Source organism: Aliamphritea spongicola (genome assembly GCF_017051665.1).
In the GTDB taxonomy this organism is placed as follows: domain Bacteria; phylum Pseudomonadota; class Gammaproteobacteria; order Pseudomonadales; family Balneatricaceae; genus Amphritea; species Amphritea spongicola.
Genome location: NZ_JAFIDL010000001.1, coordinates 1,322,107 through 1,336,861, shown reverse-complemented (window position 1 = coordinate 1,336,861; position 14,755 = coordinate 1,322,107). Strand labels below are relative to the sequence as shown.

Below are 14,755 nucleotides of genomic sequence, written 5' to 3'. Positions count from 1 at the left end.
CTGGTGGCAGGTTACTGCTCAGGTTCAGAGTCGGACTGTTCGCTGTTCGAAGAGTCGCTCATACGGGCCTGCTCCAGTAAACGGGTCGCAAAGGTGTCGCTGATCATACGTTCCGGTGTGATCAGGTAATAGCTCTGGTAGACGTTACTGACTTGTCCGATGAGGCTTACCCCATGGCTGATTTTGACGTCGTCCCGGATCAGTATCGGGGCGGGAAAAATGCCCAGCCCCTGCTTGCCAAAGGCTTTCATCAGGGCGCTGTCATCCACGTGGCTGACAATGCTGACATTCAGGTGTTGTGTATTGAGCCAGTATTCAATTGCCCGGCTGGTGGGGCTGTCTTTGCCCGGCAGTACCATTCGCTGCTGGCTCAGGCTGCGGGGAAAGTCTGGCTGTAATTCCCGGGCGAGGGCGTGAGGCGCATAAAGCCCAATATTACTTTTGCCGATTTCGTGGCAAAAAACTTTCAGGTTGTAGTTGTTATCCGCCGGTGTGTCAGACAGAAGCAGATCCAGTTTGTGGATGGCTAGCTGGCTGAGCAACTCTTCCTGTTTACCGTCAATACAGGTGAGTTTGATATTGCTGTCTGAGTTTATGATCGGAGCAAGCCACCGGGTAACCAGTGATTTGGGCAGGGCATCAGAGATACCAACCTTGAGGGTTTTCAGGTAGGTGTCGTTTCCCTGAGTGGTTTCCAGCCACTCTTCGGCAATGGCGAACATGTCGTCGGCATACTGCTTACTGATACGGCCGTAGTCGCTGAGTACCAGTTGCCGGCCTTTGCGGATAAAGAGTGCTTTACCCAGGCGCTGTTCCAGCATCGAGATCTGAGCGCTGATTGTCTGTGGGGTCAGGTGCAGTGTTTTACTGGCTTTGGCAATGCTGCCAGCATTACTGACAACCCAGAAATAATAAAAGTGATTGTAGTTTATATTCGTAATCATTCGGTATTTTCGAATAGCAGTGAAGAAATAATCAGTTTTTATCTTAGTTGATAGCCTATTAAATTATCCTCAACTTAGCCAGTTGGGCTATGTTAGATAGATGGTTGTTGATTTTGATGGATAATTTCGGGGTCGCACAGTCGTGTATCTATGGAGAGAGTGAATGACAACATTACGTAGTTTCCTGAAGCGTGAAGCGGCGGGCGGTGTCTTACTGATGCTGGCGACTGTACTGGCTTTGCTGATTGCAAACAGCCCACTGGCGGAATATTACGGCTTACTGATTAATCTGATCGCCAGTGTTTCGCTGGGGGATTTCTCCATCGAAAAGCCACTGTTGCTGTGGATTAATGACGGCCTGATGGCCATATTTTTCTTCCTGGTCGGTCTGGAACTGAAACGGGAAATAATGGAAGGGGAGCTGGCGAAACCCTCGCTGGTTGCCTTGCCGGCTACCGGTGCCGTTGGCGGCATGCTTGTACCGGCACTGATTTATCTTGGATTTACCTCTTCCCAGCCGGAGTTTATCGTAGGCTGGGCGATACCGGCGGCAACGGATATTGCGTTTGCGCTGGGGATACTGGCACTGCTGGGCAAGTCGGTGCCGACGTCTATTAAGCTGTTTCTGGTTACCCTGGCGATTATTGATGATATCGGGGCGATTCTGATTATTGCAGTGTTTTATACCGAGAGCCTTGATCCGGCCGCGCTGGCGGTGGTGGCTGTCTGTATTGTCTTCCTGTGTATTCTGAATTACCGGAAAATCTGCGACATTCCTGCCTATATTCTGCTCGGCACGTTGCTCTGGATGGCGCTGTTGAAGTCCGGTGTGCATGCGACGCTGGCAGGGGTGGTACTGGCGTTCTTTATTCCAATGCGTGATCCGAAAAATTTACGGTATTCACCGGTCAGGCATTTAGAACACAGCCTGCACCCGACGGTTGCGTTTATAATTTTGCCGCTGTTTGCATTTGCTAATGCGGGGCTGGATCTGTCGTTTATCAGTATGGATTCCCTGACTCACCCGGTCACTATGGGCATTGCAGCTGGCCTGTTCGTTGGTATGCAGGTTGGGGTATTTGGGTTCAGCTATCTGGTGGTGCGTTTTACCCGGACGGAACTGCCAAAAGGTATGGATTTCCTAAGCTTGTACGGGGTTTCAATCCTCTGCGGGGTGGGCTTCACCATGAGTTTATTTATTGGCTCTCTGGCGTTCGAGGAAAGCGGCATCAATATGCTGATCGATGAACGTCTGGGGATTTTGATGGCGTCACTGGTCTCAGCGATTACCGGTTTTCTGGTGCTTAAGCTGGCAATACGCCGCAGCCAGGTTGCCAAGTCATCACTGCGCCGGCGCAAGCTGGCTGAACAACGACGTTAATCTGCAACCGGCTTTTCAGTTTCTTCTCACCTTTTAATCCAGGGACGGATTATTTTTTTGAGAATTCTTTCTTCTTTTTTGTAACAGATAGTGGTTATCGCTGTTTTGATGGATTGTCCGGGCGGTTTATTGATCCCGGACAGTTTACCAACGGGCAACCCGGGGTAGTGTATTCGACTATGCTCTGTACCTGATGTAATGATGTTCGTTACAGGAATATGTTGTAACCAGTTTGGTATCTATACCGCCCCTGAAGCACGCAGTTTATTGGCTTTTTCGGGGTGTATCCATTAGGCTGGGACTCACGGATTAAAGGTTTTACGTGTCTGTTTTTTTATGTGGTTGTGTATGACAGATACGATATCTGAGCTAAAAGTATTGTAGGCGTGTAAAGGCAACGGGAAAGTGCCAGTAACAGTCCGTTGTGTGTTACGCGAAGTTATCATTTGAGTTGTTTTGCACCGGGCAGTTGAATGCAGATTTTAGTTGTAGATGATACAAAGCTAGTCAGAGATTTACTCGAATCCATCATCCTTGACGCGGGTGATACTCCCTTTCTTGCCAATGGTGCAAAAGAAGCCAAAACCATACTGAATACTGTAGACATTGATCTGATCCTGATGGATGTCGAAATGCCCAAAATGGACGGGTTTACCCTGACACGACAGATTCGCCGCCATTTGGGTGACAACTGGATTCCGATTATTTTCCTCACCGGTAAAAGTGATGATCAACACCTGGCCGATGCCATTGATGCCGGTGGCGACGATTACCTGACCAAACCGATCAACCCGATTGTATTAGGGGCCAAGATCCGGGCGATGGCGCGCATTGCGCAGATGAAAGCGGATCTGGAAGAAGCGAATCATCAGTTGATGAAACTCACCCACCTTGATCCGCTGACGGAGACGGTGAATCGCCGTGGTCTGGAGGAGTCCTTACAGCGGGAATGGAAGCTGCACCAACGGGAAAAAACCGAACTGTGTGTGATGTTTATCGATATCGATCAGTTTAAGCCTTATAACGATAATTACGGTCATCCGCAGGGGGATGTCTGCCTCAAGGAATTCGGTGCCGTGCTGAAACAGCAGTTGCGCCGTCCGGCAGATCTCGTGGCCCGCTACGGAGGAGAGGAATTTGTTATCTTATTGCCTAATACTGAGCTGGCCGGTGCGGAGAAAATCGCCAGCGATATTATCCATGCACTTGAGCAGGCCGCGCTGGAGCATGCTTATTCATCGGTTAAACCTTATGTAACAGCGAGTATCGGTATCAGCACCAGTGCGTTCAGTCCCAATTCCAGTCAGGCGCTGTTATCACAGGCAGATAAAGCCCTGTACTTCGCCAAAAGTAATGGCCGTAACCGTTATGCTACCTTTGCAGATATTGAGGCAGAAACGGCTAAGCAGGCCTGAAACCGGGGTTACCGGGCGTTGTTCCCGGTAAAGTCCGGATATGCCCACGCCCCGGTCTGTAGTTTTCGGTACTGGCTGGGGGATATTCCCATCACTTTTTTGAAAACCCTGGAAAAATAGTAGGCGTCTTCATATCCCAGCTGCAGGGCGATTTCAGTGACGTTCCTGTGGCTGCTGTCTAACAGCTGACAGGCCCGTTCAATCTTCAGATGAATGAAGTGGCTGATCGGTGTGGTATCTGTCAGTTCTTTGTATTTCTTAATGAAATGATACTTCGATAAGTTAACACTGGCGGCCAGTGTGTCCAGGTCCAGCTGTTCATGTAAGCGGGCCTGCATCAGGCTGTGCACCTTCTCAAGATCAAATCCTTCTGCGGCATGTATCTGGCCCCGGCTAAGGGGCAATAATACAGCAATATGTGTCAGTATCTGGCGAAGCTGATTAGCCGCATGCAGGTATGTATTGAGGTGATACTGGGTTTGCCGGGCATCCAGTAAGGCCTGAAAATCACTGATCAGTTTGCTGTGAATTCCCAGATGCACCACCGGCCGGTTGCGTTTTTCGCTGATCAGACGAATGAACTGACCACTTTCACTGCCGGAAAAATGGCTCCAGTAGATGCTCCATGGTTGTTGCTGATCAGAGGCATACTGATGTGCCTGTCCCCGGGGAAGAATAATCAGATCCCCTGATTTTATGCGCCATGTACGGCCATTCACGGTTAGCTTACCTGCACCTTCCAGACAATATATCACCAGGTTATCGTCGTGTTCCTGCCGTTGCATCCGGTGGCCGGCGGCTTCCTGATAGTAGCCTGCACCCAGCGGATACAGCTGGGAGGTAAGCGGGTGATCGCTGAGCATGCGGATGATTTTGTGGGGCAGTACAAAGCGGATACTTGCCGTATCAAGTGGCCAGTTTGAAGGCGTGCTCATGACTTACTCCGGCAGTTGCGATAAGGTTAGACTAAGATATAAGGGTAAATACTTATTTGTTAACAATATAATCCATTAAGTCAGCAACTTTATCAATCCTTGCAACTGCTGAGCTGTGCTTTAATCGAATCAATCCCTTGCCTGGTGGTGTGAATGAAACAGGCAAAAACATTAACCAGGAACACGTATCAAAGGTGATCAGAATGACTCAGCAAGTCCCACTGCTTATAAATGGCGAATTAGTTTCAAGCCGTGCCAGTGAATGGATTCCGGTAACCAACCCGGCTACTCAGGAAGTGTTGGCGCAGGTACCCTGTGCAACTTCAGAAGAGGTTGAGCAGGCGATTGCTGCAGCCCGTAATGCCTTTGCAACCTGGAAAGAAACCCCGGTAGGAGAGCGTGCCCGGCTGATGCTGCGTTACCAGGCATTGCTGAAAGAGAACCATGACGAAATTGCTACTCTGCTGGCACAGGAAACCGGTAAAACCTTTGAAGATGCCAAAGGCGATGTGTGGCGCGGTATCGAAGTAGTTGAACATGCCTGCAACATCGCGTCACTGAGCATGGGTGAAACCGTTGAAAACGTTGCCCGCAAGATTGACTGCTACAGCATCACTCAGCCGCTGGGTGTCTGTGTAGGGATTACCCCGTTTAACTTCCCGGCCATGATTCCCCTGTGGATGTTCCCGATGGCGATTGCCTGCGGTAACACCTTCGTACTGAAGCCGTCTGAGCAGGACCCGCTGACGCCAATACGTCTGGCTGAGCTGTTCAAAGAAGCCGGTGCGCCGGACGGCCTGTTACAGATTGTTCACGGTACCAAGGATGTGGTGAATCAGTTACTGACCCACAAAGATACCCCGGCGATCTCCTTTGTTGGCTCGGTTGCGGTGGGTGAGCATATTTATCGCACCGGTACGGATCATATGAAACGTGTGCAGGCGTTTGCCGGTGCTAAAAACCACATGGTAGTGATGCCGGATGCCCAGAAGCAGCAGGTGATTAACAACATTGCCGGTGCTTCAGTAGGCGCGGCGGGTCAGCGTTGTATGGCCATTTCTGTGGCGGTATTTGTGGGTGAAGCCCGCGAGTGGATTCCGGAAGTGCGGGATGCGCTGGCGAAGGTACGTCCCGGTGCGTGGAATGATCCGGAAGCCGGATATGGCCCGCAGATCAATCCGCAGGCTAAAGCCCGTATTCTCGACTTTATCCGTCAGGGTAAAGAGGCCGGTGCGGAATGTATTCTCGACGGTTCTGAATGTGTGGTTGAAGGCTATCCGGACGGTAACTGGGTTGGTCCGACCATGTTCCGCAACGTAACTACCGATATGTCTATTTATACGGAAGAGATTTTCGGTCCGGTACTGATCGCGCTGGAAGTGGATACTCTGGATGAAGCCATCGAGCTGATCAATAACAACCCTTACGGCAACGGCACGTCTATGTTTACGGCATCCGGTGCGGCGGCCCGTAAGTATCAGCATGAGATCAAGGTCGGTCAGGTTGGCATTAACGTACCGGTACCGGTGCCGCTGCCAATGTTCTCGTTCACCGGCTGGCGTAAGTCGTTCTACGGCGACCAGCATGCTTACGGTAAGCAGGCAGTACGTTTCTATACCGAAACCAAGACGGTAACCGCACGCTGGTTTGAAGACGATATTGATACCGGCGTGAATACCAGTATCAACCTGCGCTGAGTTTGACGGCCGGTTTGCTTTACAGGCGAACCGGCCGTTTTCAGTGATGCAGTAATGTCGTGTTAGACATAGTGGGTAAGAGAAAAAGGGGCAGGCAATGGATTTTGAATTAAACGAAGATCAGCTGGCATTCAGTGAAATGGCCAGAACCTTTGCAGAGAATGAATTGCAACCCCATGCCGGTGAATGGGATCAGCAGCAGATCTTTCCGGTAGATGTTTTGAGGGCTGCAGGTGAGCTGGGTTTCTGTGGCCTGTACAGTCATGAAGATGTGGGCGGGCTGGGATTATCCCGGCTGGATGCGAGCATTATTTTTGAACAGCTTGCCATGGGCTGCACATCCACCACGGCGTATATCACCATACATAACATGGTGGCGTGGATGATCAGCGAGTTTGGCAATGAAGATACCCGCCAGCAGTGGTGCCCGGATCTTACCTCCGGCCAGAAACTGGGGTCCTATTGTCTGACAGAACCGAATGCAGGTTCCGATGCTGCCCATCTGAAAACCACTGCCCGGCAGGAGGGCAGTGATTACATCCTTAATGGCAGCAAGATTTTTATCTCCGGGGCCGGCAGCAGCGACTGCCTGGTAGTGATGGCCCGGACCGGTGGTGAAGGTGCGGCCGGTATATCCGCGTTTGTGGTGGATGCCCGGTCAGAAGGGATCGAGTACGGCCGTAAAGAAGACAAGATGGGCTGGAACAGTCAGCCAACCCGCATGATCAGTTTCAGTGATGTGCGTGTCTCTGCCACGGCGATGCTCGGTAAGCCCGGTGACGGCTTTAAGATTGCCATGCGCGGGCTGGATGGTGGCCGGGTAAACATCGCCACCTGTTCAGTAGGTACGGCCCAGCAGGCACTGAATCAGGCCAGGGATTACATGCATGAACGTAAACAGTTCAGCCAGCCGCTGGCGAACTTTCAGGCATTACAGTTCAAGCTGGCGGAGGCAAGTACGGAACTGGTAGCCGCCCGGCAAATGGTGCGTATGGCGGCTGCCCGGCTGGATGCGGATCATCCGGATAAAACCACGTATTGTGCTATGGCCAAGCGTTTTGCCACCGATGTCGGCTTCCGCGCAGCGGATGAAGCCCTGCAGATCTTCGGCGGTAATGGCTATATCAAGGAATATCCGCTGGAACGCTATGTGAGAGATAATCGGGTTCACCGGATTCTTGAAGGTACCAACGAAATAATGAATGTGATTATTGCCCGCCGGCTGTTAGTCGAAGATGCGGCGGCAATTGTTTAACAGATATCCATAAGGCAGAAGGAAGATCATGATGACCGATGCTCTGATGCTGGAAAAGCGTGGCAACATTGCCGTGCTGACCATGAATAATCCACCGGCGAATACCTGGACAGCAGAAAGCCTGAAAGGGCTGAAAAAGCTGGTGGAGGAACTCAATCAGGATAAGCAGATTTACAGCCTGGTGATTACCGGGCAGGGAGAAAAGTTCTTTTCTGCCGGGGCGGATCTGAAGCTCTTCGCTGAAGGGGACCGCAGCGTTGCCCGGGACATGGCCCGCTACTTTGGCGAGGCATTTGAAACTCTGAGCCGTTTCCGCGGCGTATCCATTGCTGCCATTAACGGTTTCGCCATGGGTGGTGGCCTGGAAGTCGCGCTGGCCTGTGATATCCGTATTGCAGAAACCCAGGCACAAATGGCTCTGCCAGAAGCAAAAGTTGGCCTTCTGCCCTGTGCCGGCGGTACCCAGAACCTGACCATGCTTGTTGGCGAAGGCTGGACCAAACGGATGATTCTTTGCGGGGAACGGCTGAAAGCCGATAAAGCTTTGCAGATCGGGCTGGTTGAAGAGGTGGTTGAACAGGGCCAGGCGCTGGAAGCCGCGCTGGCAATGGCTGAAAAGGTTGCCGATCAGAGCCCGACTGCCATTGCTGCCTGTAAGCAACTGATTCAGAACAACCGTTCCCAGCACTGGGATCAGGGTTACATTCTTGAACGTGAACTCTTTGTCGACCTGTTCTTTACGGAAGATCAGAGTGAAGGGGTGAATGCTTTTCTGGATAAGCGCAAACCTGTGTGGCAGAACAAGTAGGAGTACCGGATGAGTTGTGTACTGTTTAACGAGCTGACCACTGCGTCTGGCCATAAGGTTGGCCAGATGACGCTGAATGCGGAACGTTCCCTTAATGCCCTGACAATGGACATGATCGAGCTGATGCTGGCGCAGTTACAGCAATGGCAGCAGGATGATGCTGTGGTCTGCGTCTTTCTGGATGGCGCCGGTGAAAAAGCCTTCTGTGCCGGCGGGGATGTAGTCAATCTGTATAAATCAATGACCGGTGACGGGGATGAGTTTTTCCCGGAACGGTTCTTTACCCAGGAATACCGGCTGGACTATTTGTTACATACCTACAGCAAACCACTGATTTGCTGGGGCCATGGCATTGTCATGGGCGGCGGTATGGGGCTGATGAACGGTTGCAGTCACCGGGTGGTTACCGAGCGCAGCCGGCTGGCAATGCCGGAAGTGACCATCGGCCTGTATCCGGATGTGGGTGGCAGCTGGTTCCTTAACCGTATGCCGGGCCGCACCGGTTTATTCCTTGGCCTGACCGGGAATTCCATGAATGCTGCTGATGCACTGTTTCTGGGGCTGGCGGACCGCTTCATCGCCAGCGAGTGCCGGCAGCAGCTGCTGGATGATCTGTGTGAGGCCGACTGGCAGGGGAATGCCCAGGCGGTGGTAGCTTCTGTGCTGCGTCAGCTGGAGCAGAATTCCCTGAATGAATGGCAGGCGGATTCGCCGGTACGGGATCATTTTGAAGTCATTAATCAGCTGATGGATCAGGACTCAGTCGCGGATATGGTGACTGCGCTGCAGACACTGGAAACCGACGATAAATGGTTACAGCGTGCACAGCAGGCCATCAGCCATGGCAGCCCGCTGGCGGTTCATCTGATTGCCCGTCAGCTGCAGCGCTGCCGGCATTTATCCCTGAAAGAAGTGTTTCAGCAGGAGCTGGCGCTGTCGGTACAGTGTTGCCGGCACCGGGAATTCCCGGAAGGTGTCCGGGCACTGCTGGTGGATAAAGACGGTGCGCCGCAATGGACGTTCAAAACCCTTGCCGATGTCGACCCGGCGTTGGTGGACGAGTTCTTCACCAGCCCCTGGGAAGTAAACCCGCTGGCGCGTCTGGGTACAGAATCATAGCGTACAAACAGAATAATAATGACAGTTTTGCCTGTTCAGACAGGTTAAGAAGAGGACAGAAAGATGGCAACAATCGGATTTATTGGATTAGGTAATATGGGCGGCCCGATGGCGGCTAACCTGGCGAAGGCCGGCCATCAGGTTAAGGTATTTGACCTTTCAGAAGCAGCATTAAAGGCTGCGGCTGAACACGGTTGTAATGTGATGGGCAGTGCAGCTGATGCCGCCCGTGACAGTGAGTTTGTTATTTCGATGCTGCCGGCAGGGCAGCATGTGGAAGCGGTGTATCTCAACGGTGATACGCCGTTATTTGATGTGATTTCGGCCTCCGCGTTGATTATCGATTCTTCTACCATTGATGCGGCAACGGCTAAAAAGGTTGCGGCGATCGCTGCCGAACGGGGGCTGAGTTTTATTGATGCACCGGTTTCCGGCGGTGTAGGCGGCGCCGTTGCTGGCACGCTGGCATTCATGGTCGGTGGCGATGATGCACAGTTTGCCCGGGCAAAACCTGTGCTTGAATGCATGGGTAAGAACATCTTCCATGCCGGTGATCACGGCGCGGGTCAGATCGCCAAAGCCTGTAACAACATGTTACTGGCGGTGCTGATGACAGGCACCTGTGAAGCCCTGAACATGGGTATGAAAAATGGCCTTGATCCGGCAGTACTGTCAGAAATCATGAAGCAGAGCTCCGGCGGTAACTGGGCGCTGAACGTCTATAACCCGGTACCGGGGGTGATGGAAAATGTTCCCTCATCCAATGATTACCAGGGCGGTTTCCAGGTGGATCTGATGTACAAGGATCTGGGGCTGGCCATGGGGCTGAGCCAGCAAAGTGAATCACCGATTCCGATGGGGTCGCAGGCCCGGGCGTTATTCAGCCTGCATAAGTCCAAGGGCAACGGCGGGCTGGACTTTTCCAGCGTGCTTAAGCTCTATCAGGATCAGTAATTCCTGAGCGTTACAAACCTGTTTTGTTCACCGGCTATGCCGGTGGACTGGCTACCAATAAAAATAACAAAGCCCTTTTTCCGGTCCGAACTGACCGATGGCGTGCTATGGGCTTCATGGAGTGAGAAATGGCAAATCAGCAAACTGATTATGCGGTGCAGTATCAGGCAGCTCAGCAAAACCCGGAAGCTTACTGGGCGGAGCAGGCGGGTAATATCAACTGGTTCAGCCCGCCACAAACAACCCTTGAAGCCCTGCCTAACGGCAGCCATCGCTGGTACCCGGACGGTGAACTGAATTCCTGTTATCTGGCGCTGGATCAGCATCTGGAAACCCGGGGTGATCAGGTCGCACTTTACTATGATTCACCCGCCAGCGGCGTAAAACAGGCCATCACTTTTAGCGAGTTGCATGAACAGGTCGCGCGGTTTGCCGGCACTCTGAAAGGCCTGGGCGTCAGCAAAGGCGACACCGTGGTTATCTACATGCCGATGATCCCGGAAGCCGCTGTGGCTATGCTGGCCTGTGCCAGGCTCGGCGCGGTGCATTCGGTGGTCTTCGGCGGTTTTGCCCCGAATGAACTGGCGATCCGTATTGATGACGCCCGGCCGAAACTGATTCTTACTGCGTCCTGCGGTATCGAATTCGATAAGCTGATTTCATATAAACCGCTGGTGGATAAGGCGGTTGATCTGGCGACCCATAAGCCTTTGCATACGCTGGTATGTCAGCGGCCAATGCTGCAGGCGGACATGAACCCGGAACGGGATCTGGACTGGTATGACTGCCAGCAGGGCGCAGAACCGGCAGACTGTGTACCGGTGCAGGGTAAAGACCCGCTGTATATCCTGTACACCTCCGGCACTACCGGTGCACCGAAAGGCATCGTGCGGGATAACGGCGGCCATGCGGTGGCCCTGAATTACGCCCTGCATAATGTGTATGGCATGCAGGCCGGTGATGTCTGGTGGGGCGCCTCAGACATCGGTTGGGTGGTCGGCCACTCCTTCATTGTTTACGGCCCGCTGATGGGCGGTTGCAGTGCCATATTCTATGAAGGTAAGCCGATTCGCACCCCGGATGCTGGGGCGTTCTGGCGGGTAATCAGCGAATATGGTGTGAATGCCATGTTCTGCGCACCCACAGCCTTCCGGGCGATCCGTAAGGAAGACTCTGATGGCACCCTGAGTAAGCAGTACGACCTCAGCAGCCTGAAGCGTTTATTTGTGGCCGGTGAAAAGCTGGACTCTTCCACCTATCACTGGCTGGATGATTTGTTAGGTGTACCGGTAATTGACCACTGGTGGCAGACTGAAACTGGCTGGCCGATGACCTCGCCGATGATGGGCTGGGATAATCCGTCCGCCTCCCGTTTGGGCTCCACGAACAAACCCATTCCCGGTTATGACATTCAGGTAGTGGACGGTGCCGGTCAGCCGGTTGAAGCCAATGAAACCGGCAATATTGTGGTGAGCCTGCCCATGCCGCCGGGTGTCGCCTGGGATATCTGGAACCAGCCCCAGCGCTTTACCGATTCCTATCTCACGGCCTTCCCGGGCTTCTATCACACCGGTGACGGTGGCTTTAAAGATGATGACGGCTATGTGTATATCACTGGCCGTACGGATGATGTGATTAATGTCTCGGGCCACCGGTTATCCACCGGGGAGATGGAGGAAGTGGTATCGGCCCATTCGGCAGTGGCTGAGTGTGCTGTGATTGGCATGCAGGATTCACTGAAAGGCCAGTTGCCGGTGGGGCTGGTGGTCCTGAAAGGGGATGTGGATATTGACCCTGACGTGCTTGAAGCCGAACTGGTACAAATGGTGCGTGAGCAGGTGGGCGCACTGGCCTGCTTCCGTAAAGCGGTGGTAGTGCAGCGGTTACCGAAAACCCGATCCGGCAAAATCCTGCGGGCCATTCTGCGTAAGATCGCTGCCAATCAGGATTACAAAATGCCTTCCACCATTGATGACGAAAGCATCCTTGGGGAAATTACCGACATCATGCAGCGCTCGGGGATGATCTGAGCGCGTGTAAATTGAAGACAAATTTGAAAGATAAGAGACGCATGTTATGCAAATAAAAGACAGAGTATTTGTCATCACCGGCGGTGGCCGCGGTCTGGGGCTGGCCATGGCCCGCCATCTGGCTGAGCAGGGCGGCATTCTTGCGCTGATTGATCTGGATGCTCAGGTGCTGGATGCTGCGGTAACTGAGTGCCAGAACCTGGGGGGAAGCGCCCACGGGTTTGTCTGCAACATCACCGATGAAGCGGCAGTTGAAGCGACCTTTGCACAGATCAAAGAGGCCTGTGGTGGCGTACACGGGCTGGTGAACAATGCCGGCCTGATGCGTGACGGCATGCTGATTAAAGTAAAAGACGGCGAGCTACAGGCCAAAATGGGGCTGGATCAGTTCCGCTCTGTGTTTGATGTAAATGTGACCGGCACTTTCCTCTGTACCCGTGAAGCAGCCGCCATTATGGCGCTGCAGGGCGAGGGCGGTGTCATCGTCAACATTTCCTCCGTATCCCGTGCCGGAAATATGGGCCAGACCAATTACTCTGCCACTAAAGCCTCGGTGGCAACCATGGTCGTCACCTGGGCCGGTGAACTGGCCCGGCACGGCATCCGGGTAGGCGGTATCGCACCGGGCGTTATTGCCACGGATATGACTGCACAAATGAAGCCGGAAGCAGTAGAAAGAATGGTGAAAGCCGTGCCTCTGCGCCGCTTAGGGGAAGTGGAAGAAATGGCCCACACCTTACAATACATCATCGAAAACGACTTCTTCACCGGCCGGATCATCGAAATGGATGGCGGGTTAAGGATTTAACAACTGCTGTTTTATCATCTCTGATGGGGAGTTATCGTGCAAAGCGACAACTCCCGTAACGTTCTGTTACCCTTGCTTTTTCCTTAAATCAGTTACATATTGGGCCCTTAAGGATCTCGCTGTGCAGATGTATGTGCACAGTCAGTCATCAAAACGCGCATGCTTGTTTTTATCGGAAGAAAATAACGGTGCTGTCTAAAAATTATTTTAATTAAAATTGTTACAGCTATGCCTGTTTTCTGTTTTGGCAGAAAAGCGCGCACGATCATTATTAAAATGTTAGGTCTATTATCTAGATATCATAAAAATATGGAATTAATTAAGCCTTTTATTATTAGCATGCTAGCAGCAATTTGTTGTTTTGGTTTGATTGCTGCTGGAGTTGGGGCTTGTACAGCTGGTGGATGCTCAGGGGATCCATCAATATACACACTAAGAGCAGCTATTTTAATCTCGTTGATTCTGTCGTTACATTTTGGAATAAAAGTATTTATTCTCTTAATGAATAGGGCTCTTCTTGGTTTTCAGAAAAATATAATTGGTAGGTGTTGTGAAATTAGTATTTATACGGCTCTTTATTTATTGGTAATTCTAATGGTTTTAAAAATTCAACTGTATGGGATTTAAAAATACATTACTCACAATAGGCGTGGCAAGTTGCTCAATGAATGCCTGCAGCTGGACAGATAAAAGTGTTGCTTTGCAGCTACGATGCCCATGAGAATTAACAGGGTAAGGTTTTTTGGTGAGCTAGAAAAAAAGACCTGATCCTGTGTAACTGGCTGTTAGATTAGTTCCCGTGAATATACTTCGTAAGGGAATAAAGCTTGCAAGCTTTCCAACCTTGCAAGGGGGTAACATTAAAGTTGTTATGAAATGATATTACTACAGGTGAGGCAATGACAATACTTAAATATGCGGGTCTTGTATTGGGAGCACTTTTGATTTGGTTAATATTGATTGTTGTTACACGACAGTTAGCTTATGACGTGGTCAGTTTCTTTGCCGCTAGTATCACTAATAGTTGTTCATATGGGACGTCGTATTCATGTGGATATTTTGAATGGGATAAAGAGCTTAGAATAGTATCATACGTTACTTATTCGGTTCTTTTCATAGTGCTAAGTTATGCTTCGGCAATAGTATTAAGAAGTAACAAGTCAAAATTAATAAAAGTTTTAGCTATTACTTGCTTCATACTGTCGTTTCCGACCTATACGCATTGGGGGGTGGCTTCAATTTGCGGTGGTTTTGGTGGTTGTACAACAGGTTACTATATAGATGTAGTAGTTCCGTTAGTTATGACCGCTGGAGTTTTTACTTTGCCTAGTATGTTAATAGCTATTTTTATTGTTTGGGTATATATACGTATTAACAAATTATCGATTTAATTGCATAACAAAAACAAG

At 51.3% G+C, this 14,755-nt stretch carries 13 protein-coding genes; 11 read left to right on the top strand and 2 right to left on the bottom strand.

From position 1 onward, the window contains the following. Positions 1-11: 11 nt before the first annotated feature. Positions 12-944, bottom strand: a complete 933-nt coding sequence (nhaR, locus tag JYB63_RS06195) for a transcriptional activator NhaR (protein WP_205656905.1) — start codon at positions 942-944, stop codon at positions 12-14. A 163-nt stretch (positions 945-1,107) separates the two neighbouring features. Between nhaR and nhaA the strand changes: the two genes are divergently transcribed. Both nhaA and JYB63_RS06185 read left to right on the top strand, forming a co-directional pair. Further along, positions 1,108-2,325 (top strand): Na+/H+ antiporter NhaA, encoded by a 1,218-nt coding sequence (nhaA, locus tag JYB63_RS06190; protein ID WP_205656904.1) that lies wholly within the window; start codon positions 1,108-1,110, stop codon positions 2,323-2,325. A gap of 473 nt (positions 2,326-2,798) precedes the next feature. Beyond that, on the top strand, positions 2,799-3,740 hold the full coding sequence (locus JYB63_RS06185) for a GGDEF domain-containing response regulator (protein ID WP_205656903.1): 942 nt from the start codon (positions 2,799-2,801) through the stop codon (positions 3,738-3,740). An 8-nt stretch (positions 3,741-3,748) separates the two neighbouring features. Here the strand turns inward: JYB63_RS06185 and JYB63_RS06180 are convergent, their stop codons facing one another. Next, a complete protein-coding gene (locus JYB63_RS06180) occupies positions 3,749-4,675 on the bottom strand; it encodes an AraC family transcriptional regulator (RefSeq protein WP_205656902.1) in 927 nt (308 codons plus the stop codon). Positions 4,676-4,878: 203 nt separating this feature from the next. Here JYB63_RS06180 and JYB63_RS06175 point away from each other — a divergent pair, with 203 nt between their 5' ends. The 9 genes from JYB63_RS06175 (at position 4,879) to JYB63_RS06135 (ending at position 14,737) form a co-directional block, all read left to right on the top strand. Then, a complete protein-coding gene (locus tag JYB63_RS06175; protein ID WP_205656901.1) occupies positions 4,879-6,372 on the top strand; it encodes a CoA-acylating methylmalonate-semialdehyde dehydrogenase in 1,494 nt (497 codons plus the stop codon). Positions 6,373-6,469: 97 nt separating this feature from the next. After that, the gene (locus tag JYB63_RS06170) at positions 6,470-7,627 is read left to right on the top strand and encodes an acyl-CoA dehydrogenase family protein (RefSeq protein WP_205656900.1); all 1,158 of its coding nucleotides are present in this window, start codon (positions 6,470-6,472) and stop codon (positions 7,625-7,627) included. Positions 7,628-7,658: 31 nt separating this feature from the next. Next, complete coding sequence (locus tag JYB63_RS06165; RefSeq protein WP_205657046.1) at positions 7,659-8,435, top strand: enoyl-CoA hydratase; 777 nt, start codon at positions 7,659-7,661, stop codon at positions 8,433-8,435. A 9-nt stretch (positions 8,436-8,444) separates the two neighbouring features. Beyond that, the gene (locus JYB63_RS06160) at positions 8,445-9,554 is read left to right on the top strand and encodes an enoyl-CoA hydratase/isomerase family protein (protein WP_205656899.1); all 1,110 of its coding nucleotides are present in this window, start codon (positions 8,445-8,447) and stop codon (positions 9,552-9,554) included. A gap of 63 nt (positions 9,555-9,617) precedes the next feature. Next, a complete protein-coding gene (gene mmsB / locus JYB63_RS06155; protein ID WP_205656898.1) occupies positions 9,618-10,508 on the top strand; it encodes a 3-hydroxyisobutyrate dehydrogenase in 891 nt (296 codons plus the stop codon). A gap of 128 nt (positions 10,509-10,636) precedes the next feature. Then, positions 10,637-12,538, top strand: a complete 1,902-nt coding sequence (locus JYB63_RS06150; RefSeq protein ID WP_205656897.1) for an AMP-binding protein — start codon at positions 10,637-10,639, stop codon at positions 12,536-12,538. 46 nt (positions 12,539-12,584) lie between these two features. Further along, the gene (locus tag JYB63_RS06145) at positions 12,585-13,346 is read left to right on the top strand and encodes an SDR family oxidoreductase (RefSeq protein WP_205656896.1); all 762 of its coding nucleotides are present in this window, start codon (positions 12,585-12,587) and stop codon (positions 13,344-13,346) included. A 309-nt stretch (positions 13,347-13,655) separates the two neighbouring features. Further along, entirely contained in the window at positions 13,656-13,973 is a 318-nt protein-coding gene (locus JYB63_RS06140) for a hypothetical protein (protein ID WP_205656895.1), read from the top strand. A 272-nt stretch (positions 13,974-14,245) separates the two neighbouring features. Beyond that, positions 14,246-14,737 (top strand): hypothetical protein, encoded by a 492-nt coding sequence (locus JYB63_RS06135; RefSeq protein ID WP_205656894.1) that lies wholly within the window; start codon positions 14,246-14,248, stop codon positions 14,735-14,737. Positions 14,738-14,755: the final 18 nt, after the last annotated feature.